The sequence below is a fragment of the Lysobacter sp. A286 genome (assembly GCF_054052105.1).
Genome location: NZ_JBSVRJ010000001.1, coordinates 559,944 through 583,123 on the forward strand (window position 1 = coordinate 559,944; position 23,180 = coordinate 583,123).

Annotated in this window: 25 protein-coding genes; 22 read left to right on the forward strand and 3 right to left on the reverse strand. The window is 65.0% G+C overall.

Annotation, left to right across the window (positions count from 1 at the left end):
• Window positions 1–91: 91 nt before the first annotated feature.
• The 8 genes from ACW7G0_RS02680 (at window position 92) to ACW7G0_RS02715 (ending at window position 7,018) form a co-directional block, all read left to right on the forward strand.
• Entirely contained in the window at window positions 92–1,780 is a 1,689-nt protein-coding gene (locus ACW7G0_RS02680) for a CTP synthase (RefSeq protein ID WP_456987466.1), read from the forward strand.
• The gene (gene kdsA / locus ACW7G0_RS02685; protein WP_456987468.1) at window positions 1,777–2,610 is read left to right on the forward strand and encodes a 3-deoxy-8-phosphooctulonate synthase; all 834 of its coding nucleotides are present in this window, start codon (window positions 1,777–1,779) and stop codon (window positions 2,608–2,610) included. The genes ACW7G0_RS02680 and kdsA overlap by 4 nt, the downstream gene beginning before the upstream one ends.
• 18 nt (window positions 2,611–2,628) lie before the next feature.
• The gene (gene eno, locus ACW7G0_RS02690) at window positions 2,629–3,915 is read left to right on the forward strand and encodes a phosphopyruvate hydratase (protein WP_456962132.1); all 1,287 of its coding nucleotides are present in this window, start codon (window positions 2,629–2,631) and stop codon (window positions 3,913–3,915) included.
• Between the two features lie 8 nt (window positions 3,916–3,923).
• Window positions 3,924–4,241, forward strand: coding sequence for a cell division protein FtsB (gene ftsB, locus ACW7G0_RS02695; RefSeq protein WP_456962131.1), 318 nt, complete (start codon window positions 3,924–3,926; stop codon window positions 4,239–4,241).
• 53 nt (window positions 4,242–4,294) lie between these two features.
• Window positions 4,295–4,996: a 2-C-methyl-D-erythritol 4-phosphate cytidylyltransferase gene (gene ispD / locus ACW7G0_RS02700; RefSeq protein ID WP_456987470.1), complete on the forward strand. Its 702-nt coding sequence runs from the start codon at window positions 4,295–4,297 to the stop codon at window positions 4,994–4,996.
• Between the two features lie 22 nt (window positions 4,997–5,018).
• Window positions 5,019–5,522: a 2-C-methyl-D-erythritol 2,4-cyclodiphosphate synthase gene (gene ispF / locus ACW7G0_RS02705; protein WP_456987472.1), complete on the forward strand. Its 504-nt coding sequence runs from the start codon at window positions 5,019–5,021 to the stop codon at window positions 5,520–5,522.
• A 26-nt stretch (window positions 5,523–5,548) separates the two neighbouring features.
• A complete protein-coding gene (gene truD / locus ACW7G0_RS02710; RefSeq protein WP_456989434.1) occupies window positions 5,549–6,607 on the forward strand; it encodes a tRNA pseudouridine(13) synthase TruD in 1,059 nt (352 codons plus the stop codon).
• Between the two features lie 183 nt (window positions 6,608–6,790).
• Entirely contained in the window at window positions 6,791–7,018 is a 228-nt protein-coding gene (locus ACW7G0_RS02715) for a hypothetical protein (protein WP_456962127.1), read from the forward strand.
• A 19-nt stretch (window positions 7,019–7,037) separates the two neighbouring features.
• Here ACW7G0_RS02715 and ACW7G0_RS02720 read toward each other — a convergent pair whose 3' ends face one another.
• Window positions 7,038–7,595, reverse strand: coding sequence for a Smr/MutS family protein (locus tag ACW7G0_RS02720; protein ID WP_456987473.1), 558 nt, complete (start codon window positions 7,593–7,595; stop codon window positions 7,038–7,040).
• A gap of 180 nt (window positions 7,596–7,775) precedes the next feature.
• Here ACW7G0_RS02720 and surE point away from each other — a divergent pair, with 180 nt between their 5' ends.
• The 4 genes from surE to ACW7G0_RS02740 all read left to right on the forward strand — a co-directional run bounded on the left by surE (window position 7,776) and on the right by ACW7G0_RS02740 (window position 10,736).
• Complete coding sequence (gene surE / locus ACW7G0_RS02725; RefSeq protein ID WP_456987475.1) at window positions 7,776–8,579, forward strand: 5'/3'-nucleotidase SurE; 804 nt, start codon at window positions 7,776–7,778, stop codon at window positions 8,577–8,579.
• Window positions 8,576–9,253, forward strand: a complete 678-nt coding sequence (locus ACW7G0_RS02730; protein WP_456962124.1) for a protein-L-isoaspartate(D-aspartate) O-methyltransferase — start codon at window positions 8,576–8,578, stop codon at window positions 9,251–9,253. The genes surE and ACW7G0_RS02730 overlap by 4 nt, the downstream gene beginning before the upstream one ends.
• A 5-nt stretch (window positions 9,254–9,258) precedes the next feature.
• On the forward strand, window positions 9,259–9,918 hold the full coding sequence (locus tag ACW7G0_RS02735) for an exopolysaccharide biosynthesis protein (RefSeq protein WP_456987477.1): 660 nt from the start codon (window positions 9,259–9,261) through the stop codon (window positions 9,916–9,918).
• A gap of 86 nt (window positions 9,919–10,004) precedes the next feature.
• A complete protein-coding gene (locus ACW7G0_RS02740) occupies window positions 10,005–10,736 on the forward strand; it encodes a peptidoglycan DD-metalloendopeptidase family protein (RefSeq protein WP_456987479.1) in 732 nt (243 codons plus the stop codon).
• Window positions 10,737–10,768: 32 nt separating this feature from the next.
• Here ACW7G0_RS02740 and ACW7G0_RS02745 read toward each other — a convergent pair whose 3' ends face one another.
• Both ACW7G0_RS02745 and yhbY read right to left on the reverse strand, forming a co-directional pair.
• On the reverse strand, window positions 10,769–11,143 hold the full coding sequence (locus ACW7G0_RS02745) for an Mth938-like domain-containing protein (protein ID WP_456987480.1): 375 nt from the start codon (window positions 11,141–11,143) through the stop codon (window positions 10,769–10,771).
• Window positions 11,144–11,181: 38 nt separating this feature from the next.
• On the reverse strand, window positions 11,182–11,487 hold the full coding sequence (gene yhbY / locus ACW7G0_RS02750) for a ribosome assembly RNA-binding protein YhbY (protein WP_456962120.1): 306 nt from the start codon (window positions 11,485–11,487) through the stop codon (window positions 11,182–11,184).
• 79 nt (window positions 11,488–11,566) lie between these two features.
• Here yhbY and rlmE point away from each other — a divergent pair, with 79 nt between their 5' ends.
• The 10 genes from rlmE (at window position 11,567) to ACW7G0_RS02800 (ending at window position 23,154) form a co-directional block, all read left to right on the forward strand.
• Window positions 11,567–12,199: a 23S rRNA (uridine(2552)-2'-O)-methyltransferase RlmE gene (gene rlmE / locus ACW7G0_RS02755; RefSeq protein ID WP_456962119.1), complete on the forward strand. Its 633-nt coding sequence runs from the start codon at window positions 11,567–11,569 to the stop codon at window positions 12,197–12,199.
• Between the two features lie 66 nt (window positions 12,200–12,265).
• Entirely contained in the window at window positions 12,266–14,182 is a 1,917-nt protein-coding gene (gene ftsH / locus ACW7G0_RS02760) for an ATP-dependent zinc metalloprotease FtsH (RefSeq protein ID WP_456987481.1), read from the forward strand.
• Between the two features lie 79 nt (window positions 14,183–14,261).
• Window positions 14,262–15,116 (forward strand): dihydropteroate synthase, encoded by an 855-nt coding sequence (gene folP / locus ACW7G0_RS02765; RefSeq protein ID WP_456987482.1) that lies wholly within the window; start codon window positions 14,262–14,264, stop codon window positions 15,114–15,116.
• A 181-nt stretch (window positions 15,117–15,297) separates the two neighbouring features.
• Window positions 15,298–16,806 (forward strand): sodium/proline symporter PutP, encoded by a 1,509-nt coding sequence (putP, locus tag ACW7G0_RS02770; protein ID WP_456987483.1) that lies wholly within the window; start codon window positions 15,298–15,300, stop codon window positions 16,804–16,806.
• 45 nt (window positions 16,807–16,851) lie between these two features.
• On the forward strand, window positions 16,852–17,808 hold the full coding sequence (gene miaA / locus ACW7G0_RS02775; protein ID WP_456987484.1) for a tRNA (adenosine(37)-N6)-dimethylallyltransferase MiaA: 957 nt from the start codon (window positions 16,852–16,854) through the stop codon (window positions 17,806–17,808).
• A 126-nt stretch (window positions 17,809–17,934) separates the two neighbouring features.
• Window positions 17,935–18,216: an RNA chaperone Hfq gene (hfq, locus tag ACW7G0_RS02780; RefSeq protein WP_456987485.1), complete on the forward strand. Its 282-nt coding sequence runs from the start codon at window positions 17,935–17,937 to the stop codon at window positions 18,214–18,216.
• 67 nt (window positions 18,217–18,283) lie between these two features.
• Window positions 18,284–19,591 (forward strand): ribosome rescue GTPase HflX, encoded by a 1,308-nt coding sequence (gene hflX / locus ACW7G0_RS02785; protein WP_456987487.1) that lies wholly within the window; start codon window positions 18,284–18,286, stop codon window positions 19,589–19,591.
• 96 nt (window positions 19,592–19,687) lie between these two features.
• Window positions 19,688–20,830, forward strand: a complete 1,143-nt coding sequence (hflK, locus tag ACW7G0_RS02790; RefSeq protein ID WP_456987489.1) for an FtsH protease activity modulator HflK — start codon at window positions 19,688–19,690, stop codon at window positions 20,828–20,830.
• Window positions 20,827–21,690 carry a protease modulator HflC gene (gene hflC / locus ACW7G0_RS02795; protein ID WP_456987491.1) on the forward strand — a complete coding sequence of 288 codons (864 nt, stop codon included), beginning with the start codon at window positions 20,827–20,829 and terminating at the stop codon, window positions 21,688–21,690. Before hflK ends, hflC begins: the two co-directional genes overlap by 4 nt.
• 171 nt (window positions 21,691–21,861) lie before the next feature.
• On the forward strand, window positions 21,862–23,154 hold the full coding sequence (locus tag ACW7G0_RS02800; protein ID WP_456962113.1) for an adenylosuccinate synthase: 1,293 nt from the start codon (window positions 21,862–21,864) through the stop codon (window positions 23,152–23,154).
• The last annotated feature ends 26 nt before the right edge of the window (window positions 23,155–23,180 follow it).

Below are 23,180 nucleotides of genomic sequence, written 5' to 3' on the forward strand. Positions count from 1 at the left end.
TGGTCGGGGCGTTCGGCTTTTTCGGGGAGCGAGCGGTCGCGGTGCGAGCGTCCAGCCTGTAAACTACGGCTTTCCAGCGGCAGTAAAACGCATGACTCCCCTGATTTTCGTCACCGGTGGCGTGGTGTCTTCGCTCGGCAAGGGCATTGCGGCGGCCTCACTGGCCGCCATCCTCGAAGCCCGCGGCTTGCGCGTAACGATGATGAAGCTCGATCCGTATATCAACGTCGATCCGGGCACGATGAGTCCGTTCCAGCACGGCGAGGTGTATGTCACCGACGACGGCGCGGAGACCGACCTGGACCTGGGTCACTACGAGCGTTACGTGCGTACCCGCCTGAGCCGCAAGAACTCCATCACCACCGGTCGGATCTACGAAAACGTGATCCGCAAGGAGCGCCGCGGCGACTACCTGGGCGGTACCGTGCAGGTGATCCCGCACATCACCGACGAGATCAAGCGCGGTATTTTTGATGCGACTGACGGCTTTGATGTCGGCCTGGTCGAGATTGGCGGGACGGTGGGTGATATCGAGTCGCTGCCGTTCCTTGAGGCAATCCGCCAGATCCGCACCGAGCGCGGCCCCGAGAAGGCGCTGTTCATGCACCTGACCCTGGTGCCGTTCATCGCCGCAGCCGGCGAGCTGAAGACCAAGCCGACCCAGCACTCGGTCAAGGAATTGCGTTCCATCGGTATCCAGCCCGACATCCTGGTGTGCCGTTCCGAGCAGCCGTTGCCCGACAGCGAGCGTCGCAAGATCGCTCTGTTCACCAGCGTGTCCGAGCGTGCGGTGATCACCGCGGTCGACCTGGACAACATCTACAAGATGCCCGCCCGCTTCCAGGAGCAGGGGCTGGACGACCTGATCGTGGAACGCCTGCGGCTGGATGCCGGCCCCGCCGACATGACCGAGTGGGATGCGGTGGTCGAGGCCGCTGAGAATCCGGTCGACGAAGTCACCATTGCGATCATCGGCAAATACGTCGACCACCAGGACGCCTACAAGTCGGTGGGTGAAGCGCTCAAGCACGGCGGTTTGCGCCAGCGCACCAAGGTCAAGTTGAAATGGCTGGAGTCCAGCGATGTCGAGCGGCGTGGTGCCAGTGCGTTGGCCGGCGTCGATGGCATCCTGGTGCCCGGCGGCTTTGGGGATCGCGGTTTCGAGGGCAAGGTCCTGGGCGCCCGGCACGCGCGCGAGACCGGCATCCCGTATTTCGGTATCTGCTATGGCATGCAGGCCGCCGTGGTCGACTACGCGCGGAACCAGGCCGGTCTGGAAGATGCCAACAGCACCGAAAACGACAAGTCCACCCCGCATCCGGTGATCGGGTTGATCACCGAATGGCGTACCGCGACCGGTGAGGTGGAGCGGCGCAGCGAAGACGGTGACCTCGGCGGCACCATGCGGCTGGGCCTGCAGGAGCAGCGTCTGAAGCCGGGCACCCTGGCCCACGAGTTGTACGGCAAGGACGTGGTGGCCGAGCGCCACCGCCACCGCTACGAGTTCAACAACCGCTATCGCACGCAGTTGGAGGACGCCGGGCTGGTGATCAGCGCCAAGTCGATGGATGACTTGCTGGTGGAGATGATCGAGCTGCCGCGTGAGGTGCATCCCTGGTTCCTCGCGTGCCAGGCGCATCCTGAATTCCTGTCCACTCCGCGCGATGGCCACCCGCTGTTCGTGGGCTTCATCCGCGCCGCGCGCGAGCACAAACACAATGAAGACCGGGCCGCCGGCGAGAGCTCCGCTGTCGGCCTGCTGAAAGAGGCGAACGCATGAAGCTTTGTGGATTCGAAATCGGCCTTGACCGCCCGTTCTTCCTGATTGCCGGCCCCTGCGTGATCGAGTCGATGCAACTGCAACTCGACACCGCCGGCACGCTGAAGGAGATCACCGACGAGCTCGGCATCCCTTTCATCTTCAAGTCCAGCTTCGACAAGGCCAACCGCACCTCGGTGTCGGGCTTTCGCGGCCCGGGCATCGAGGAAGGCCTGAAGGTGCTGGCCGAGGTGAAGAAGCAGATCGGCGTGCCAGTGCTCACCGATGTCCACGAGTACACCCCGATGGACGAGGTCGCCTCGGTGGTCGACGTGCTGCAGACCCCGGCGTTCCTGTGCCGGCAGACCGACTTCATCCAGAAAGTCGCCAGCGCCGGCAAGCCGGTCAACGTCAAGAAGGGCCAGTTCCTGTCGCCGTGGGAGATGAAGCACGTCGCCGACAAGGCGTTGGCCACCGGCAACACCGACATCATGGTCTGCGAGCGCGGTGCCAGCTTCGGCTACAACAATCTGGTCAGCGACATGCGCAGCCTCGCGGTGATGCGCGACACCGGCTGCCCGGTGGTGTTCGACGCGACCCATTCGGTGCAGCTGCCCGGCGGCGCCGGCGGCAAGAGCGGCGGCCAGCGCGAGTTCGTGCCGGTGCTGTCGCGCGCGGCGATGGCGGTCGGCATTTCCGGCATCTTCATGGAAACCCATCCCAGGCCGGAAGAAGCCCTGTCCGACGGCCCCAATGCCTGGCCCCTGGGCCAGATGCGTGCCCTGCTGGAAACGCTGATGGCCATTGACCAGGTCACCAAGCAACACGCATTCCTCGAATCCCAACCCTGAGACCGGCACAGACCCGACATGACCGAAATCGCCAAAGTCCACGCCCGTGAAATCCTCGACAGCCGCGGCAATCCGACCCTTGAGGCCGAAGTCACCCTGAGCGATGGCAGCTTCGGCCGCGCGATGGTGCCCTCGGGCGCGTCCACCGGTTCCAAGGAGGCGGTCGAGCTGCGCGACGGCGACAAGACCCGATACCTCGGCAAGGGCGTGCGTACTGCGGTGGGCAACGTCAATACCGCGATCGCGAAGGCGATCACCGGCATGGATGCGTCCGACCAGGCGGGGATCGACAAGCGCCTGATCGACCTGGACGGCACCGACAACAAGGGCCGGCTGGGTGCGAATGCGCTGCTTGGGGTGTCGATGGCGAACGCCCATGCGATGGCCGCGTCGCGGAAACTGCCGCTGTGGAAATACCTGGCCGGTGACCGTGCCGCAGTACTGCCGGTGCCGATGATGAACATCATCAACGGTGGCGCACATGCCGACAACAACGTCGACCTACAGGAGTTCATGATCCTGCCGGTCGGTTTCGACAGCTTCGCCGAAAGCCTGCGTGCCGGCACCGAGGTGTTCCACGCGCTCAAGTCGGTGCTCAAGGGGCGCGGCTTGTCGACGGCCGTTGGTGACGAAGGCGGCTTCGCACCCGACCTGCGCAGCAACGAGGAAGCGCTGGAAACCATCCTGGAGGCGATCGGCAAGGCTGGTTACCACGCCGGCGAGGACATCCTGCTCGGCCTCGACGTAGCGTCCAGCGAGTTCTACGAGAACGGCAAGTACAACCTCACCGGTGAAGGCAAGCGGCTGACCAGCGAGCAGTTCGTCGACTTCCTCGCGGGCTGGTGCGCGCAGTACCCGATCATCAGCATCGAGGACGGCATGGACGAGAACGACTGGGACGGCTGGAAGCAGCTGACCGGGAAGCTGGGCAGCAAGGTGCAACTGGTCGGCGACGACCTGTTCGTGACCAACCCGCGCATCTTTCAGCAGGGCATCGACCAGCACGTCGCCAACGCAATCCTGATCAAGGTCAACCAGATCGGCACCCTGACCGAGACACTGGAGGCGATCGCCATGGCCGATCGTGCCGGTTACGCGGCGGTCGTGTCGCACCGCTCCGGCGAGACCGAGGACACCACCATCGCCGACATCGCGGTGGCGACCACGGCAACCCAGATCAAGACCGGCTCGCTGTGCCGCAGCGACCGGGTGGCCAAGTACAACCAGCTACTGCGGATCGAGGAGCAGTTGGGTGCGGCTGCGCGTTACGCCGGTCGCGATGCGTTCGTGTCACTGAAGCGCTGACCCCGCCCATGCGTTGGCTGGCGATATTGCTGCTGCTGTTGATCGCGATGTTGGCGTTCCTGCAATACCGTCTGTGGACCGGCGAGGGTGGTCGGGCTTCCGTCGCGGCGCTGGAGCAGGCCGTGGCGCAGCAAAATCGGGAGAACGCGGGCTTGCAGCAACGCAACGACGCGCTGCAGGCCGAGGTCGAAGACCTCAAGTCCGGTGAGGCGGCCGTCGAAGAGCGTGCACGCAGCGAACTGGGCATGATCAAGCCCGGCGAAACGTTCTATCGGGTGGTCGATCCGGCCGCGTCGGATCGACCGGATCCCGTTCCGGTCGATTGATTTTCACGCCGGTGATACGTCCCGGGCAACCTGCCGTCCCCCAGGAGTGACTGATGATCTGGACAGTGATACCGGCGGCGGGACGTGGCAGCCGGTTTGGCGGTGACATCCCCAAGCAATACCTGCAGGTCGCCGGTCGACTGCTGATCGAACATGCGCTGGATGTCCTGCTCGGCCATCCGCAAATCCATGGCGCGATGGTTGCGCTGGCAGTGGACGATGAACGCTGGCCCGGCTGGGCATCGTTGCACGGCAAGCCGGTGTTGCGCTGTGTCGGCGGTGGTGAGCGCGCCGACTCGGTACTGGCCGCGCTGCAGGCATTGCCCGACCAGGTGGGTGACGACGCGTTGGTATTGGTGCACGACGCCGCGCGCCCCAATCTGGCCGCGGCCGACCTGGCACGCCTGATCGAAGTGGCACAGGCCGACGCGGTTGGAGCGATTCTCGCCGCGCCGTTGCGCGATACCCTCAAGCGTGCCGATGCCGACACCAGGAGTATCGCGACCCAGCCACGGGAAGGCTTGTGGCGCGCGTTGACACCGCAGGCATTCCGCCGCGGCGCACTGACGGCTGCGCTGTTGCGTGCCCGCGCCGATGGCGTGGTGGTGACCGACGAGGCGATGGCGATGGAGCGGGTCGGTGCCTTCCCACGGTTGGTGGAAGGCCGGGAGGACAACCTCAAGGTGACAACGCCGGCCGATCTCGCCCTTGCCCGCTACCTGTTGTCCCGCGGTACTGCCCCAATCCCCGAGTGATCCATTTCCGTTTCCGTTTCCGTTGTCGCAACCAGGACATTCCACATTGAATATTCGTATTGGCCAAGGTTACGACGTGCACGCGTTTGGCGATGGCGACCACGTGGTCATCGGCGGTATCCGGGTGCCACACGAGCGCGGCGTGCTGGCTCATTCCGATGGCGACGTGGTGATCCACGCCTTGTGCGACGCGATGCTTGGCGCGCTGGCGCTGGGCGATATAGGCACCCATTTTCCGCCCAGCGACCCGCAATGGAAAGGCGCCGACAGCCGTGCATTCCTGCGCCATTGCAACACCCTGCTCGGCGAGCGTGGCTGGCGGGTGGGCAACGCAGACATCACCGTGATCTGCGAGCGTCCCCGGATCGGTCCGCATGCACAGGCCATGCGCGAGTTGCTGGCGGACGATCTTGGCTGCCAGATCGATGCGGTCAGCATCAAGGCCACCACCAGTGAAACATTGGGCTTCACCGGGCGTGGCGAAGGCCTCGCGGCGATGGCGGTTTGCCTGTTGTCGCGTCCGTGAGCACTGCTGGGTCGAGTGCGGTAGCGATCATCGAGCCCTTGCGCGCGTCGGGTCCGCCGGTACTGAGTGCATGCATTCGCAGCACGCCGGAGGATTTCCGTGTCGAGGAGCTGCCGGGTTTCTCACCCAGTGGCAGTGGCGAGCACCTGCTGCTGACGGTCGAGAAGCGCGGCATGAACACCGCCTTTGCCGCCAGCTGCATTGCCCAATGGGCCGGTGTCAGCGAGATGGCCATTGGTTATGCCGGCCTGAAGGATCGCCATGCCGTGACCCGCCAGCGTTTCAGTGTCCACCTGCCGAAGAAGGTCGCCCCGGACCTGGCGGCGCTGGACACCCCGGGCCTGAAGGTGCTTGACCACCATTGGCACGCGAAGAAGCTGCCGCGCGGTGCGCTGGCCGGCAATCGTTTCGAACTGGTGCTGCGCGACGTCCGGGGTGAGCGCGAAGCGATCGATGCCCGGCTGGCCACCATCGCCGCCGCGGGCGTCCCCAACTATTTTGGTGGACAACGCTTTGGGCATGGCGGCGACAACATCGCCCGGGCATTGACGATGTTCGCCGGTCGCAAGGTGCGGCGGGACCAGCGCGGCATGCTGCTGTCGGCGGCGCGCTCGGCGGTGTTCAACCAGTTGCTTGGCGCTCGCGTCGCCGCTGGGACCTGGAGCGGTCTGTCCGCCAGCGGCGACTCGCTGGACGGCGAGGTCTGGATGCTGGACGGCAGTCGCAGCGTGTTTGGCCCGCAGCCCTTCGACGCAACCCTTGCTCAGCGACTGGCGGCCTTCGATATCCATCCCACGGGGCCGCTTTGGGGGCAGGGTCCGTTACGCAGCACCGGCGAGGTCTCGGCGATGGAGCGGCAGGTGTCGAATGAATCGCCCGCGACGCAGCTATGCCTGGGGCTGGAGCAAGCCGGGCTGAAGCAGGAGCGGCGCTGCCTGCGATTGCGGCCCGATGGCCTGGAATGGGACTGGCGCGATGCCGCTACCCTGGAATTGCGATTCCAACTGCCGCCCGGGACCTACGCGACCGTGGTGTTGGCAGAGCTGGGTGTGGTCACGGAACCGGGGTTCGCTGGCACCCACTGACGTCTGCAGGCCGGGTTGGGCCCCAACAGCGCGACCTGCCACCAATCCGGCTGCCGTTGATCGGAAAAAGTTCGTGGTGGCACTGGCGCTGGTCGCCAGGAGGGGTATACCGGAATTGGGAGCCGAGTGGATCGGACCCCAGACGCGACCCGCGTCCGGCCCCGAACCGTCGGGAGCTACGTCATGAACCTCTTGTTGCGTATTGCACTGATGGCGGCACTGGTGAGCGGCCTGTCGGCCTGCGCCAGCATGGATGAGCAATCGGCGCGCGCCACGCCCCAAGCCGAGCCGCTGAATGCCGACCAGTTGTATATGTCCATGGTGGAACAACTGGCCAGCCGTCGTGGCGTCAGGGTGATGTGGGTCAACCCACCACTGAACCCGGACGTGGAATCGCTCGCGGGCCAGTAGTTGGCAGGCGTGTTGCTGGCTAGCGCCGTCGCTGCCGTGACAGAACCACCACGACGGCGCCGGCGCCCCCTTGCGCGGGCGGTGGGGAATGGAATGCCAGGACACTGGAGCGGTGGCGCAACATGCGGTCGACCAGGTTCTTGAGCACCGGCGCACCGCTGCTGCTGAAATCCGAACGCTCCCGGCCCCCCTTGCCATGGATGATCCGCACGCAACCCAGGCCGTGACGGAGCGCATCGCCGAGGAACGCGCGCAGCAGGGCCTCGGCAGTCCGGGCGTCGGTCCCGTGCAGGTCGAGCTCTTCCTGGGCGGCCATCTCACCGCGCCGCAATCGCTGCCAGGTGTCTGCCGGGAAGCTGTCGTGGCGGTAGGAGAGCGGGTCGTCGGCCTCCAATAGCGCCGCGTCCGACGGGTGGCGGAACTCGTCGCGGGCGTTGGCTTCGTCGCGCTCGGCCATTCGTGCACGCGGCTTGGGCCGTGGTGGGGCGGGTGCAGGCGCGCGTTCCGGCAGGATCCTCACCGCCCCGATGGCGTGGCGGAACAGTGCCGCATCGTCGTCATCGTGGGGGTCATTCATGGGTGCGTCCGGGGAACCGTCAACAAATCCTAACGCGGCAACGCGGTTGTGCAAGCGAGTGGGTCGAAAACGGGGGCAATGTCGATTCGCGGCTGAGCCGGCCACCACCTTCGGCTATCATGGTGGTTCTGTTTTTCCACCATCTTTTGGCGCCTTGCGTGGCGCCCGCCAAGGGAGTTCATGCGAGTTCTGGTCAGCAACGACGACGGTGTCGACGCCCCGGGCATCCGGGTCCTCGCCGAAGGGCTGCGTGCCGCCGGGCATGACGTGGTGGTGGTGGCGCCCGACCGCGACCGTTCCGGCGCCAGCAATTCGCTCACCCTGGACATGCCGGTGCGCACGATGCAGCAGGACGACGGCAGCTGGCGGGTCTTTGGCACGCCGACCGATTGCGTGCACGTGGCGATCACCGGAATGCTGGAAGACGAGCCCGACATCGTGGTGTCGGGGATCAACAATGCCGCCAATCTTGGCGACGACGTGATTTATTCGGGCACCGTGGCGGCGGCGATGGAAGGCCGCTTCCTCGGGTTGCCGGCGGTCGCCGTGTCGCTGGTCACCTCGGATCATGTCGGGCGTCATTACGAGACCGCCGCGCGTGCCGCGGTCGAGATCATCGCCCGGCTGCGCACCGACCCGCTGCCGGCCGACACGATCCTGAACGTCAATGTGCCGGACTTGCCGTGGGATGAGATCCGGGGTTTCCAGGTCTGTCGGCTGGGTAACCGCCACCGCGCCGAAGCCTGCGTGCCGCAGACCGATCCGCGCGGACGTCAGTGGTGGTGGATCGGCGCCGCCGGACCGGAGCAGGACGCCGGTCCCGGTACCGACTTCCATGCGGTGCACAGCGGGCATATCTCGATCACCCCGATCAAGGTCGACCTGACCCGTTACCAGGCGCTGGAGCAGGTCGCCAGTTGGGTCGACGGACTGGCGGCGTCGCTGCTGGACCGTACCGACGGGCATGACGAGGCATCACCGTGAACCTGCGGATGCGATTGCAACCCGAAGCACTCGGATCGGGCATGACTTCACAGCGCGTACGTGATCGTCTGGTTGATCGCCTGCGTGGCAATGGCATCACCGATGAGCGCGTGCTCAATGCGATCCGCACCGTGCCCCGGCACCTGTTTGTCGATGAAGCCTTGGCCACGCGTGCCTATGAGGACACCGCGCTGCCCATTGGTCACGGCCAGACCATCTCCCAGCCCTGGGTGGTGGCGAAGATGACCCAGACGCTGCTGGAGACCCACCCGGCGAAGGTGCTGGAGATCGGCACTGGTTCGGGGTACCAGGCCGCGGTCCTGGCGGCGCTCGGCTTGGAAGTACACACCGTGGAGCGCATTGGTGAGCTGCTACGGACCGCGCGCAAGCGCTTCCGGCAGTTGGGCATGAACGTGCGCAGCAAGCATGACGACGGCCGCATCGGTTGGCCGGAAAACGGCCCCTTCGACGCCATCCTGGTCACGGCCGCGGCGCCGGCGCTGGTGGATGCGTTGACCGCGCAACTCGCGCCGGGCGGTTCGCTGGTCGCTCCGGTGGGCGCGGCCTCGTCGCAATCGCTGCTCAGGTTGTACAAGGATGCCAACGGCCGGATTAGCCAGGAATCACTGGGGCCAGTGGTGTTTGTGCCGCTTTTGTCTGGCCTGGTCGACTGACTGCCGTGACCCATCCAGACGCCCCGCAGGAAGCCCGCGATTCCGACGCAGTCGCGCTGGGAGAGCAACTCGCCACGATTATCCGCAACTTGCCCGAGGACCAATTGACCTTGGGCGAACTGCTGGCGGTATTCGGTGACGAAGGCCTGCTGCTGCTGACCATATTGCTGACCCTGGTCTTCCTGATCCCGGTGTCGATCCCGGGGGTCAGCACGGTGTTCGGTGCGGTGATCCTGCTGGTCGGCATCAGTCGCCTGATGGGACGGCCTTTCTGGCTCCCGGAGAAGCTCAAGGCCAAGGCGCTGCCCGTCGAGAAACTGCGCCCGGGCCTGACGGCAGGGATGGTCTGGGTGGGGCGACTGGAGAAGATCAGTCGACCGCATCGGCTACGGGTGTTTGTCGATGGACGCGCACAAGACGTGTTCAACAACCTCGCCTTCATCCTGGCTGCCCTGTTGCTGATGGCACCGTTCGGATTCATTCCGTTCAGCAATACGCTACCGGGCCTGGCGTTGCTGTTTTACGCTGTGGGCATGATCCAGCGCGACGGCGGAGCGATGTTGCTTGGCCATTTGGCGAACATCGGGACAATCATCTACTTTGGCATCCTGATCGGCGGTGGTGGCATGGCGGCACACGAGTTGTTCCAGCGGCTTTCCAGTTGAGCCATCCATCGCCAGATCCGTTGGCATCGGTATTGCCCGTCAGCCGCATTGAGCTGAACCACCTGGAAAACATAACAAGGCGAATGATGAAGTTGACTCTCCGTTTGTTCCTGCCCATCGCCGCGGCGATTGTGCTTGCGGCCTGCTCCAGCACGGTGACCCGCGAGGGTGGGTCGGCTTCCACGCCCAAATACGGTGCCAGCAGCGTCGTCCAGCGTGGCGACACGCTGTACCGGATTGCCACGGAGAACGGAATCGCGATGCGCGACCTCGCGGCATGGAACGGTATTCCGGCGCCGTATACGATCTACCCCGGCCAGCGGCTGGTGCTGTACCCCAAGGCTGGCGTCGCCGGCAGCACGACGCGACCGACGAGCACAACCAAGCCCAAGCCTGTCGCTGCGGCACCTGCACCCAGCAAGCCGGCCAAGCCGCCGTTGAACAGTGGCGTGGCGTGGCGGTGGCCGGTCGACGGGCCGCTGCTGAATCGCTTCTCGGCGGGTGATCCAACCAAGCAGGGCGTCGATATCGGCGGCACCGCTGGTGCGCCGGTTCGTGCCGCGGGCGACGGCACCGTGGTGTATTCCGGATCCGGCCTGGTCGGTTACGGAGAGCTGATCATCATCAAGCACAACGAGCAGTGGCTGTCCGCCTACGGCCATAACCGCAACCGGATGGTCAAGGAAGGCACGAAGATCAGCGCTGGCCAGCAGATCGCCGAGCTGGGCCGCACCGGAGCGGCGCGCGACATGCTGCACTTCGAGATCCGCTACAACGGCAAGCCGGTCGATCCGCTGCTGTACCTGCCGCACAAGTAAGGTTGGCAGGCAGGCGCCCGGCTGACAGTCCCTCAGCCGGCGAGGATGAAGCCGGCGACGACCTTGCGTCCTTCGCTTGCCAGTACGTTGAACGTGCGCGCCGCCGCGGCGTTGGTCATGACTTCCATGCCGACCCCGCGTGCCAGGCAGGCCGCTCTCGTGGCCGCCGACGGAAATACCTGCTGTTCCCCGGTGCCCAGCAGGATCACCTCCGGTTGCAGCTCCAGCAGGGGCGCAAGTTCCGCAGGCCCCAGCGAGGCGGCATCCGTCACTGCCCAAGTGTCCATCAGGTGATCGGGCGCAATCACGAAACTGTGGGTCAGCCGGCGGTTGTTGACCAGCGCGGAGACACCGTCGGCGGCGCGCAACGCAAATTCGTAATCGGGGCGTTCAAGGTTCAGTTCCATCGGCGCATGCTAGCAATCGGCCGGGGAAAATGCCGTTATCAGCTTCGCGGCAACACGATCTGGCGGTTGTCCTCGCTGGCCCGGTAGAGCACCGCGGTGTGGCCGATGCGTTGTACCAGGGCCGATTCGGTACGCGTGCAAAGCTCGCCAATCATCGCGTCACGCGCCTCCCGGTCGCTTGCCGCAATCTTGAGTTTGACCAGTTCATGATGTTCCAGGGCCAGGTCAAGCTCGGCCACCAGGGCGTCGGTGATCCCCTTGCCACCCACCTGGAGCATGGCTTTGAGGTCGTGGGCCTGGCCGCGCAGGAACCGGGTCTGGGCGTTGGTCAGGACAGTAGCCATCAATGCACGCAAGTGAGGTTGGAAAGGCGCGCAGGGTAACATGGGGGCCCGTCATCCTCGCGATTTTTCGTCCCTCCCAATGGCTACCCGCAGCAAAAGCAGCCAGCGCTGGCTCAAGGAACACCATTCCGACCCCTTCGTGAAGAAGGCGCGTGCGGAAGGGCTGCGTTCACGCGCGGCCTACAAGCTGGAGGAGCTGGTCGAGCGTGACCGGCTGCTCAAGCCGGGCATGACCGTGGTCGATCTGGGCGCGGCGCCCGGCAGTTGGTCGCAATGGGTGCGAAAGGCACTGGGCGACAGCGGCCGGGTCATCGCACTGGACATCCTGGAGATGCCGTCGCTGGCAGGGGTGGAGTTCCTTCATGGGGATTTCAGGGAGGATGAGGTCTTATCCCAACTGGTTGATTGCCTTGATGGAAAGCCGGTGGACCTTGTGCTGTCGGATATGGCCCCCAATAAGAGTGGTGTGGATGCGGTGGATATGCCGCGGGCGTTGTATCTGGCCGAACTAGCGATGGATTTTGCCGACCAGCACTTGCGCGTCGATGGTGCGTTCCTGATCAAGTTGTTCCAGGGCGTGGGTTTCGATGACTATGTGCGCGAGTTGCGACGGCGTTATGCCAAGGTCGCGATCCGCAAGCCGGAGGCGTCGCGCAAGCGTTCTCCGGAGGTGTACGCGCTGGCCCAGGGCAAGCGCGCGGAAATGAAATAACGTGGTCTGCTGTACTCGATACCCGGGGTTCCGGGCCTCCCGCACAAAAAACGTGAACCTTATTAAATGAACGACTTGGCCAAGAATCTGCTGCTCTGGGTGATCGTCGCCGTGGTGCTCATGGTGGTGTTCCAGACCTTCGGTCCGCGTACCAGCGCTCCCGCCGTGCCACTGGCCTACGATCAATTCGTCGAGCAGGTGCAGGGCGACAAGATCGAGAAGGTCAAGATCGCCGAGGATCGCACCACCATCACCGGCGAGCGCAAGGACGGCACGCCGTTCACTACCTTCAGCCCGGGTGACAAGGACCTGGTCAACGACCTGCTGCAGCACGGCGTGGTGATCGAGCAGGTGCCGCCCGGTGGCCCGTCGTTCTGGTCGATCCTGCTCAACTTCCTGCCCATCATCCTGATCATCGCGTTCTGGATTTTCGTGATGAAACAGATGCAGCAAGGCGGTGGCAAGGGTGCGATGAGCTTTGGCAAGTCGCGCGCCAAGTTGCAGGGCGAGGACCAGATCAAGGTGACCCTGGCCGATGTCGCCGGTTGCGACGAGGCGAAGGAAGAGGTCGGTGAACTGGTCGAGTTCCTGCGCGATCCGAGCCGGTTCCAGAAGCTGGGCGGCAAGATTCCGCGCGGCGTGCTGATGGTCGGCCCTCCGGGTACCGGCAAGACGTTGCTGGCGCGTGCGATCGCCGGCGAAGCCAAGGTGCCGTTCTTCGCGATCTCCGGTTCGGATTTCGTCGAGATGTTCGTCGGCGTCGGCGCCAGCCGCGTGCGCGACATGTTCGAGCAGGCCAAGAAGAGCGCGCCGTGCATCATCTTCATCGACGAGATCGACGCGGTCGGCCGCCATCGCGGCGCCGGCCTGGGTGGTGGGCATGACGAACGCGAGCAGACCCTGAACCAGTTGCTGGTCGAGATGGACGGCTTCGAGGGCGGCGAGGGCGTGATCGTGATCGCCGCGACCAACCGCCCGGACGTGCTCGATCCGGCGCTGTTGCGCCCGGGCCGTTTCGACCGCCAGGTCGTGGTCGGCCTGCCGGACGTGCGCGGTCGCGAGCAGATCCTGCGTGTCCACATGCGCAAGGTGCCATTGGCCGACGATGTCGAGCCGATGACCATCGCCCGCGGAACCCCGGGCTTCAGCGGTGCCGACCTGGCCAACCTGGTCAACGAGGCCGCGCTGTTTGCGGCGCGCAGCAACGCCAAGGAAGTGCGCATGGACCACTTCGACAAGGCGCGCGACAAGATCATGATGGGCGCGGAGCGGCGCTCGATGGCGATGAGCGAGGACGAGAAGAAGCTCACCGCGTATCACGAGGCCGGTCACGCCATCGTCGGCCGCGTGGTGCCGGAGCATGACCCGGTCTACAAGGTCACCATCATTCCCCGGGGCCGCGCGCTGGGCGTGACCATGTACCTGCCCGAAGGCGACAAGTACAGCTTCAACCGCACCGCCATCGAGTCACAACTGGCGTCGCTGTATGGCGGACGGGTTGCCGAGGAGCTCATCTTTGGTGCCGACAAGGTCACCACTGGCGCGTCGAACGACATCGAGCGCGCAACCAAGATGGCCCGCAACATGGTCACCAAATGGGGCCTGAGCGACGAGATGGGGCCGATCTCCTACGGTGAGGAAGACGACGAGGTGTTCCTGGGCCGTTCGGTCACCCAGCACAAGAGTGTCTCCGACGACACCGCGCGCAAGATCGACGAGGTCGTCCGCGGCATCCTCGACAAGGCATTCCAGCGCACCACCGAGATCCTGACCAAGCACTTGCCCGAATTGCACGTGATGGCCGATACGCTGTTGCAGTACGAGACCATCGATGCCCACCAGATCGACGACATCATGGCCGGGCGCACGCCAGGACCGCCGGCTGACTGGGAGAAGGATGCGGACAACGTGACCAAGGTGCCGCCTCCAAAGGATGACGCCAACACTCCTGGAACGATCGGCGGGACAGCCGAGCAGACCTGAGCGGGTCTTGCCCCATGACACTTGCTGCGTGACACCTGAAAGGCCAGAGTTCGCTCTGGCCTTTTTTATTGAGCAACCGATGTTTGATATCGCTCCGACACTGGATTGCAACGGTCGATTGTTGCGCCTTGACCAGCCGCGCGTGATGGGCATCGTCAACGTCACCCCGGATTCGTTCTCCGACGGTGGCCAGCACGACAGCCTGGAGGCGGCGGTTGCCCACGGCCTGCGGTTGGCCAGAGAGGGCGCGGACATCCTCGACATCGGCGGCGAGTCGACCCGTCCGGGTGCCGATGATGTCGCCGTCGAGGAAGAATTGCGCCGGGTGGTCCCGGTGGTCGAACGGCTGGCTCGCGAGACCACGCTGCCGATCAGCGTCGACACGTCCAAGCCCGAGGTCATGCGCGCGGCGGTGGAGGCCGGCGCCGGCATGATCAATGATGTCTACGCGCTCCGCCAGGACGGCGCGCTCGCCACCGCCGCGGAACTCGGCGTGCCGGTGGTGCTGATGCACATGCGCGGCGAGCCGCGAAGCATGCAGGAGGCCCCGCATTACGACGACGTGGTTGCCGAGGTCCATCGCTTCCTGGCAGAGCGCATTTTTTCCGCCGAGATGGCCGGGATCGCCAAAGCCCGGATCGTCATCGATCCCGGTTTTGGTTTCGGCAAGACCCTGATCCACAACCTCGAGTTGCTGGCACGACTGGAGCAGTTGGTGGAGCTTGGCGTACCCGTGCTCGCGGGCCTGTCGCGCAAACGAAGCATTGCCGAGCTGACCGGCCGGGAGCCGATGGAGGAACGGGTGAGCGGCTCGGTCGCTGCGCACCTGATCGCGGCGCAACGCGGTGCCCGGCTGGTGCGGGTGCACGATGTGGCCGCGACGGTGGATTCGCTCAAGGTCTGGAATGCAGTGGCCGCACTAGCCAAAAAATGACCAGGTTGATCGCAACCCTTGCGGAGTAAGCGGCTCAGATGGTTATCCACAAGTTGATCAGACGGCTTGTCCACAGCCCCTGTGCATAACCCGGGGGCTGAACCATCCAGGAAGGTGCGTTAGGCTGGCCCATTCGCGCCGCCACCGCGGCCGTTTTTCCGAACACGGGGACCTGTTGCCAATGACAGCCAGTGCACCGCTACTCATAACGTTTTCCATCTATCTTGCGGTCGTGATCCTGATCGGGTTCATTGCCTGGCGCTCGACCAAGACATTCGACGATTACATCCTGGGCGGCCGCTCGCTCGGCCCGTGGGTGGTCGCGCTCGCCGCCGGCGCCTCGGACATGAGCGGCTGGCTGCTGATGGGATTGCCCGGCGCGATGTACCTGGGCGGCCTGTCTGAAGCCTGGATCGCAATGGGGCTGATCCTGGGCGCCTTCCTGAACTGGATGTACGTCGCCGGTCCGTTGCGGGTGTACACCGAGCGCGCCGGCAACTCGCTGACCATTCCCGACTATTTCACCAATCGGTTCCAGGACAAGGACCGGATCCTGCGGGTGTTGTCGGCATTGGTCATCCTGGTGTTCTTCGCGATTTATTGCGCTTCCGGCGTGGTCGCCGGCGCGCGCTTGTTCGAAAGCGTATTCGGCCTGCCCTATGAAGAAGCCCTCTGGTGGGGCGCAGGCGCGACGATTATCTACACACTGGTGGGCGGCTTCCTGGCAGTGAGCTGGACCGATACCCTGCAAGCGGGGTTGATGTTCTTTGCGTTGCTGCTGACGCCGGTCATTGTGATCATGAACAACGGCGGTTTCGAAGCCAGTGTCGCCCTCATCGGCCAGCTCGACGCCGGCAACCTGGACTGGTTCCGCGGTGGCGAGATGGGCTTCATCGGGGTTGTGTCGATGTTGGCCTGGGGGCTGGGCTACTTCGGTCAGCCGCATATCCTGGCGCGCTTCATGGCCGCCGACAGCGTTACCTCGATGCCCAAGGCACGCCGGATCGGCATGGCCTGGATGATCCTGTGCCTGCTGGGCTCGGTCTCGGTGGGCTTCTTCGGCATTGCCTATTTCAATGCCCACCCCGAAGTGGCCGGCCCGGTGAATGAGAACGCCGAGCGCGTATTCATCGACCTGGCGACCCTGTTGTTCAATCCGTGGATCGCAGGGGTCCTGCTGTCGGCAATCCTGGCCGCGGTGATGAGCACCCTGTCGTGTCAGTTGCTGGTCTGCTCCAGTGTGATGACCGAGGACTTCTACCGCGGCTTCCTGCGCCACCACGCCAGCCAGCGCGAGCTGGTCTGGGCCGGTCGTGCTTCGGTGGCGTTGATTGCGTTGCTGGCGCTGTGGCTGGCGCGCGACCCGGACAGTCGCGTGCTTGGGCTGGTCAGCTACGCATGGGCGGGCTTCGGCGCGGCCTTCGGCCCGGTGGTGCTGCTGTCGCTGTTCTGGCAGCGCATGACCCGCAATGGCGCCTTGGCCGGCATCGTGCTCGGCGCGGCCACCGTGATTGCCTGGAAGTTGGTCGCGATCGAGCAGTTCGGTTTCGAGCTCTACGAGATCGTCCCCGGCTTCATCGTGGCGACCCTGGGCATCATCGTGGTCAGCAAGCTCGACCGCGAGCCGCCGCAGGAGATCCAGGCCTTGCACCAGCAGGTGCGAGCCTCGCTGCGTGAAACCGGGTACTGATCCGGGACCCGTCCCGCACCCCATGACGAGCGCCGGCGGACAGGCATGAACGATCCCCGTCCGCTGGCGATCGCACTGATGGGGCCGACCGCGTCGGGCAAGACGGCGCTCGCGCTGGATTGGGCCCAGCGCTTGGGCGGCGAGATTGTCAGCGTTGATTCGGCGCTGATCTACCGCGGCCTGGATATCGGTGCCGCCAAACCCGGCGTCGATGAAATGGCGGCCGTGCCGCACCATCTGGTCGACCTGCGCGAGCCCTGGCAGCCTTACTCGGCTGCCGAGTTCGCCGTTGCCGGCCGCGTCGCACTGGCCGACATCGCCGCGCGCGGCAAGGTGCCCATCCTTGCCGGCGGCACCGGCTTGTATTTCCACGCCTTGTTGAAAGGGCTGTCGGCCATGCCGAGCGCCGATGCACCGACGCGCGCCCTGCTGGCGGCCGAGGCGGCCGAGGTGGGCTGGGCCGCGATGCACGCCCAGTTGGCGCGCATTGATCCGCAGGCAGCGCAGCGCATCCACGCGACCGATGCGCAACGGATCCAGCGGGCGCTGGAGGTATACCGGCTGTCAGGACGGACCATCAGCGACTGGCAACGCGAACTGCTGCCACCGCGCCTGCCATTCAGGGTGCTCAAGCTGGTGCTGGCCCCGCAGGACCGGGCCGTCCTGCATCAACGCATCGAGCGTCGTTTCGACCTGATGCTGGATGCCGGCTTCCTGGAGGAAGTCCAGCGCCTGCGCACCATGCCCGAGTTGCAGGCGCATCCCGCTCCACTGGAGTTGCCAGCATTGCGTGCGGTCGGCTACCGCCAGGCCTGGGAACATCTGGATGGGGCTTTCGATGCCGCCGGTTTCCGTGATCGCGCGATATACGCCACCCGTCAACTGGCCAAGCGCCAGCTGACCTGGCTGCGTGGCCAGCTGGATGCACGCTGGTTCGACCCGGCCACCCAGGCGGACGCGCTGGATACGGCACTGCGAATGTTCATCCGCCAACGCCACTGAGCCAGCCTGCGGCTACATGCGTTACCATCGCCCCATCGCTGCTGTGGGGTCGGTATTGGGCGATGGGACGGCTCCGCCAAACGGAGCGGCCAACCATAACTAGAAAGACAAGTTGGGGAAAATTTGATGTCCAAGGGACAATCTTTGCAGGATCCTTTCCTGAATGCGCTGCGTCGCGAACGCGTGCCGGTCTCGGTCTACCTGGTCAACGGCATCAAGCTGCAGGGCACGATCGAGTCGTTCGACCAGTTCGTGGTGCTGTTGCGCAATACCGTCAGCCAGATGGTCTACAAACACGCGATTTCCACCGTGGTGCCGGCGCGCAACGTCCGGGTCGGCCCCAGTGGCGGTTATGTCCAGCCGAGCGAAGGCGACGGTGAGCGCGTGCAGGACGCCGCCGCCGACTGACCTTGTGTTTGCCCGCCACGCACCCATCTGGTGGGCATGACCAGTCGATTCGCGGAGTCCGCAACCTTTGTTTGAACGCTCCCGCAAGGGTGAGAACGCCCTGTTGATCCAGCCCCACGCCGGTGGACCGCCCGACGAGGGCCAGTTGGAAGAGTTTGCCGAGCTCGCCCGTTCGGCCGGGGCCAACGTGGTGGCCACCCTGACCGCGCGCATTGATCGGCCCAATGCCGCGATCCTGATCGGCAGCGGCAAGCTGGAAGAAGTGCAGGCCGCCGCAGCGGCCAGCGGCGCTGACCTGGTGCTGGTCAACCATCCGCTCAGCCCGGTCCAGGAGCGCAACCTGGAGCGTGCGTTGCAGTGCCGGGTGGTGGACCGCACCGGCCTGATCCTGGACATCTTCGCCCAGCGGGCCAGCAGTCACGACGGCAAGTTGCAGGTGGAGCTGGCCCAACTCAAGCACATGTCGACCCGCCTGATCCGCGGCTGGACCCACCTGGAGCGCCAGCGCGGCGGCTCCATCGGGCTCCGTGGGCCGGGTGAGACCCAGCTGGAGACCGATCGCCGGTTGCTGCAAAAACGCCTGGAACAACTGCAAAAGCGCCTGCAGAAAGTCGAGGTGCAGCGCAACCAGATGCGCCGTGGCCGCGTCCGCAGCGAGTTGCCGCGGGTCGCCCTGGTCGGCTACACCAACGCCGGCAAGTCGACGCTGTTCAATGGATTGACTGGTGCCGGCGCCTACGCCGCCGACCAGCTGTTCGCCACCCTGGATCCGACCGTGCGCCGGATGGAATTGTCCGGCAGCGCCGTGGTGCTGGCCGATACCGTCGGCTTCGTCCGTGACTTGCCCCATGAGCTGGTCGCCGCGTTCCGCTCCACCTTGTCGGAGGCGCGCGAAGCAGACCTGCTGTTGCATGTCATCGATGCCGATGACCCGCTGCGGGACGAGCGGATCGCCCAGGTCAACGAGGTGTTGACCGAGATTGGTGCCGGCGACCTCCCGCAGATCCTGGTATTCAACAAGATCGACCGGCTTGAGCAGGTACGACCGCGGATCGATCGGCCGGGTGAAGGCCACTCGCGGGTCTGGGTCTCGGCGCGCGATGGCCTTGGCCTGGATCTGCTGCCGGAAGTGATTGGCGAGGCGCTCCAGCTTCGCCATGTGACCGGCACGGTGGAACTGTCCTCAAGCGCAGGACGGCTGCGCGCCCGCCTGCACGAGCTGGGCGCCGTACGCGAGGAGCACGCCGCCGAGCACGGTTGGTCACTGCGGCTGGAGATCACCGAAGAAGACGTGCAACGGCTGTATACGCAGCCGCACGGCGATGCCCTGCAGCCACTGCTGGAGTCGCTGGAGCTCCCATCCGATACCGTTTGATCGCACGCTTGCTTGAGGCAAGCGCCGCCCCCACCTAGAATCATCGGTCGCCTGCCGGACAATGCAGGACGGCGTCTATCGACATTAGGAGCAGGCATGGCCTGGAACACCCCTGGCAGTGACAATTCCGGCAGCGGCCGGCCACCCCGGCAGCGCCGACCCGGCGGCAATGGTCTGGACGAGATCGTTGATCGCTTGCGCGGCCTGTTCGAAGGCGGTGGCGGTGGCGGTGGCAACGGCATCGGGCGCTGGGTCCTGGTGGTTTTCGTGCTGTGGCTGGTATTCAACAGCTTCGTGCTGGTGAACGAGCAGCAGCGTGGCACCGTGCTGCGGTTTGGCCACTACTCGCGCGTCCTGCAACCGGGGCCGCATTTCAAGTTGCCATGGCCGGTGGAGACGGTGATCAAGATCAACGCCACCGAGATCAAGACCTTCGGCACCAACGTGCCGGTGCTGACGCGTGACGAGAACATCGTCCAGGTCGAGATCAACGTCCAGTACCGGGTCAGCGATCCGTACAAATACCTGTTCGGGACCCGTAACGCCGACGCCATGCTGAAGCAGGCATCACTCAGCACCGTCCGTGAGCAGGTGGGACGTTCCACGCTGGACACCGTGCTGGGCGCCCGCAACGCGCTGGCGGTGTCGGCAAGGGAGCAATTGCAGGCCTCACTGGATGCCTACCGCACCGGGCTGGTCGTGACCGAACTGAGTCTTCCCAACGCGCGTCCGCCTGATGAGGTCAAGCCTGCGTTCGATGACGTCAACAGCGCCCAGCAGGACAAGGACCGACTGATCAGCGAGGCTGAGGCCTACGCTGCCCAGGTGGTTCCGGAAGCGCGCGGCCAGGCGGCACGCGTACGAACCGTTGCCGAGGGTTATAAGGCCGCATCGGTCGCACGGGCAGAGGGTGACGCCGATCGTTTCTCAATGCTGGTCGATGCCTACCATGATGCGCCGGAGGTCACCCGCAAACGCTTGTGGCTGGAGACCGTGCAGGACGTGCTGTCGGGCAACCGCAAGGTCGTTGGCGGCGACTCGCGCCAGCTGATTTACGTTCCGATGACCGAGGGCGCAGGTGGCGGCAACTCCACTTCCACCGGTACCTCGTCGGCGCCGTTGCTGACCCCCCAGTTGCTGGAGTCCGGAGCGCTATCCGATTCGGCATCCAAGTCCGGCGCAGCCAATCGTAGCGATCGCAGCTCCAGACCCACTGGCCGCCCGGAGGTGACCCGATGAAACATTCCATATGGATTGCGATGGGCGTCGCCGTGTTGCTGCTGTTCATGGGCTCGACCTATGTCGTCCGCGAGGGCCAGGTCGCGATGGTGCTCAACCTCGGGCGTGTCGATCGCACCGGCCTGGAGCCGGGGCTGCACTTCAAATGGCCGCTGGTGGAACGTGCGATGGTGTTCGACCGCCGCCTGATGGTGCTTGACGCCGAGCCCGAGCGTTACCTGACCTCCGAGCGCAAGGACGTCAGCGTCGACTTCTTCACCGTCGGCATGATTGAGGATGTGCGCGCGTTCTATCGCGCCACCGGCGGCGACGAAAGTCTTGCCATCGACCGTCTTGCGCCCATCATCAAGGACTCGTTGCGTAACGAAATCAACGCCAGGACCCTCAAGGAAATCGTGTCTGGTGATCGTTCCGAGATCATCGAGCGGCAACTGGACGGGATCAATGAAGGTGCCGCCACGGTCGGAGTGCGGATCATCGACCTGCGCATCAAGCAGATCGACTTGCCGACCGACAGCCAGGTGATCCAGGACGTCTATCGCCGCATGAGTGCGCAACGCCACCAGGTGGCCAGCCGCCTGCGTGCGGAAGGCGCCGAGCAGGCCCAGACCGTGCGGGCGCAAGCGGACCGGGAGCGGACAGTGATCATTGCCGAGGCGGAACGCGATGCACAGCGACTGCGCGGTCAGGGTGACGCGGAAGCGGCGGCGACCTATGCCAAGGCCGCCAACAAGGACCCGGCGTTCTATGCGTTCCAGCGCAGTCTGGAGGCGTATCGCGACGCGTTCGATGATGGCCAGGGTGTGATCATGCTCGACAACGAGGATGATTTCCTGCAGTACTTTGGTAACGACCGGTAAGCTTGGCGGTCCGTTCACCCGGGACGGGTCACGGGGCTAGCCCTGTGACCCCGAAACCCGGATAATGCACAAAAGCCGGCTGGGGGCATTCCCCGTCCGGCTTTTTCTGTGTGTGGAAACCTTCCGCACAGTTGGCCGCGTCGGCCTCTCAATGCTTCAGGAGCATGCGTAATGGGTCAGTCAGTCGTCGTTCTCGGTGCCCAGTGGGGCGATGAAGGCAAGGGCAAGATCGTTGACCTGCTGACTACGCAGATCGGTGCGGTGGTGCGCTTCCAGGGCGGTCATAACGCCGGCCACACCCTGGTCATCAATGGCAAGAAGACCGTACTGCACCTGATCCCGTCGGGCATCCTGCGCGAAGGCGCGCTGTGCCTGATCGGCAACGGCGTGGTGCTGCACCCCGGCGCCCTGCAAAAGGAGATCGCCGAACTGGAGGCCGAAGGCGTCGAAGTGCGCTCGCGTCTCAAGATCAGTCCGGCGACGCCGCTGATCATGCCGTACCACATTGCCCTGGATCAGGCGCGTGAGAAGGCCGCCGGCGGCAAGGCCATCGGTACTACCGGTCGCGGTATCGGCCCGGCGTACGAGGACAAGGTCGCCCGCCGCGGCATCCGTGTCGCCGACCTGCATTACCCGGAGCAACTGGCCGAACTGCTGCGCAGCGCGCTGGATTACCACAACTTCGTGCTGACCAAGTACCTCGGTGTCGAGGCGGTGGACTTCCAGAAAACCCTCGATGAGGCGCTGGAATTCGGCGACTACGTGGAGCCGATGAAGTCCGATGTCGCCGGCATCCTGCACGATCTGCGCAAGCAGGGTGCACGGGTGCTGTACGAAGGCGCACAGGGTTCGCTGCTGGACATCGACCACGGCACCTACCCGTACGTGACCTCGTCCAACACCACTATTGGTGGCGCGCTGGCCGGTACCGGTGTCGGCGCCGATGCCATCGACTACGTGCTCGGCATCGCCAAGGCCTACGCGACCCGCGTCGGTAGCGGCCCGTTCCCGACAGAATTGCACGACGACGTTGGCCAGGGCCTGCGCGACCGCGGTCAGGAGTACGGCGCCACCACCGGTCGCCCGCGCCGCTGCGGCTGGATCGACATCGTCGCCCTCAAGCGTGCGGTCGCGATCAGCGGCATCAGCGGCCTGTGCATCACCAAGCTGGACATCCTGGACGGCATGCCGACCCTGAAGATGTGCATCGGCTACCAGTATCGCGGCAAGCAGACCGAGTACGCACCGCTCGATGCGCAGGGTTGGGACGAATGCGTGCCGGTCTACCTGGAGTTCCCGGGCTGGGAGGAGAGCACCCACGGCATCACCGAATGGGACAAGCTGCCGCCCGCCGCCCGCGCTTACCTGCGCGCGCTGGAAGAGCTCTCCGGCTGTCCACTGGCGATGGTTTCCACCGGCCCCGACCGTGACGCCAACATCGTGCTGCAAGACCCATGGGCGTAGACGCCGACGCACCGGTAGCCGTGCAA

Bases quoted from the DNA above. Each gene is read 5' to 3' on its own strand.
- ACW7G0_RS02720 (WP_456987473.1), bottom strand. From the start codon at position 7,595: ATGAATGACCCCCACGATGACGACGATGCGGCACTGTTCCGCCACGCC.
- rlmE (WP_456962119.1), top strand. From the start codon at position 11,567: ATGGCTACCCGCAGCAAAAGCAGCCAGCGCTGGCTCAAGGAACACCAT.
- hflK (WP_456987489.1), top strand. From the start codon at position 19,688: ATGGCCTGGAACACCCCTGGCAGTGACAATTCCGGCAGCGGCCGGCCA.
- miaA (WP_456987484.1), top strand. From the start codon at position 16,852: ATGAACGATCCCCGTCCGCTGGCGATCGCACTGATGGGGCCGACCGCG.
- putP (WP_456987483.1), top strand. From the start codon at position 15,298: ATGACAGCCAGTGCACCGCTACTCATAACGTTTTCCATCTATCTTGCG.
- ftsB (WP_456962131.1), top strand. From the start codon at position 3,924: ATGCGTTGGCTGGCGATATTGCTGCTGCTGTTGATCGCGATGTTGGCG.
- ACW7G0_RS02680 (WP_456987466.1), top strand. From the start codon at position 92: ATGACTCCCCTGATTTTCGTCACCGGTGGCGTGGTGTCTTCGCTCGGC.
- ACW7G0_RS02745 (WP_456987480.1), bottom strand. From the start codon at position 11,143: ATGGAACTGAACCTTGAACGCCCCGATTACGAATTTGCGTTGCGCGCC.
- kdsA (WP_456987468.1), top strand. From the start codon at position 1,777: ATGAAGCTTTGTGGATTCGAAATCGGCCTTGACCGCCCGTTCTTCCTG.
- eno (WP_456962132.1), top strand. From the start codon at position 2,629: ATGACCGAAATCGCCAAAGTCCACGCCCGTGAAATCCTCGACAGCCGC.
- ftsH (WP_456987481.1), top strand. From the start codon at position 12,266: ATGAACGACTTGGCCAAGAATCTGCTGCTCTGGGTGATCGTCGCCGTG.
- hflC (WP_456987491.1), top strand. From the start codon at position 20,827: ATGAAACATTCCATATGGATTGCGATGGGCGTCGCCGTGTTGCTGCTG.
- ACW7G0_RS02740 (WP_456987479.1), top strand. From the start codon at position 10,005: ATGAAGTTGACTCTCCGTTTGTTCCTGCCCATCGCCGCGGCGATTGTG.
- folP (WP_456987482.1), top strand. From the start codon at position 14,262: ATGTTTGATATCGCTCCGACACTGGATTGCAACGGTCGATTGTTGCGC.
- ACW7G0_RS02715 (WP_456962127.1), top strand. From the start codon at position 6,791: ATGAACCTCTTGTTGCGTATTGCACTGATGGCGGCACTGGTGAGCGGC.
- ACW7G0_RS02800 (WP_456962113.1), top strand. From the start codon at position 21,862: ATGGGTCAGTCAGTCGTCGTTCTCGGTGCCCAGTGGGGCGATGAAGGC.
- hfq (WP_456987485.1), top strand. From the start codon at position 17,935: ATGTCCAAGGGACAATCTTTGCAGGATCCTTTCCTGAATGCGCTGCGT.
- surE (WP_456987475.1), top strand. From the start codon at position 7,776: ATGCGAGTTCTGGTCAGCAACGACGACGGTGTCGACGCCCCGGGCATC.
- ispD (WP_456987470.1), top strand. From the start codon at position 4,295: ATGATCTGGACAGTGATACCGGCGGCGGGACGTGGCAGCCGGTTTGGC.
- yhbY (WP_456962120.1), bottom strand. From the start codon at position 11,487: ATGGCTACTGTCCTGACCAACGCCCAGACCCGGTTCCTGCGCGGCCAG.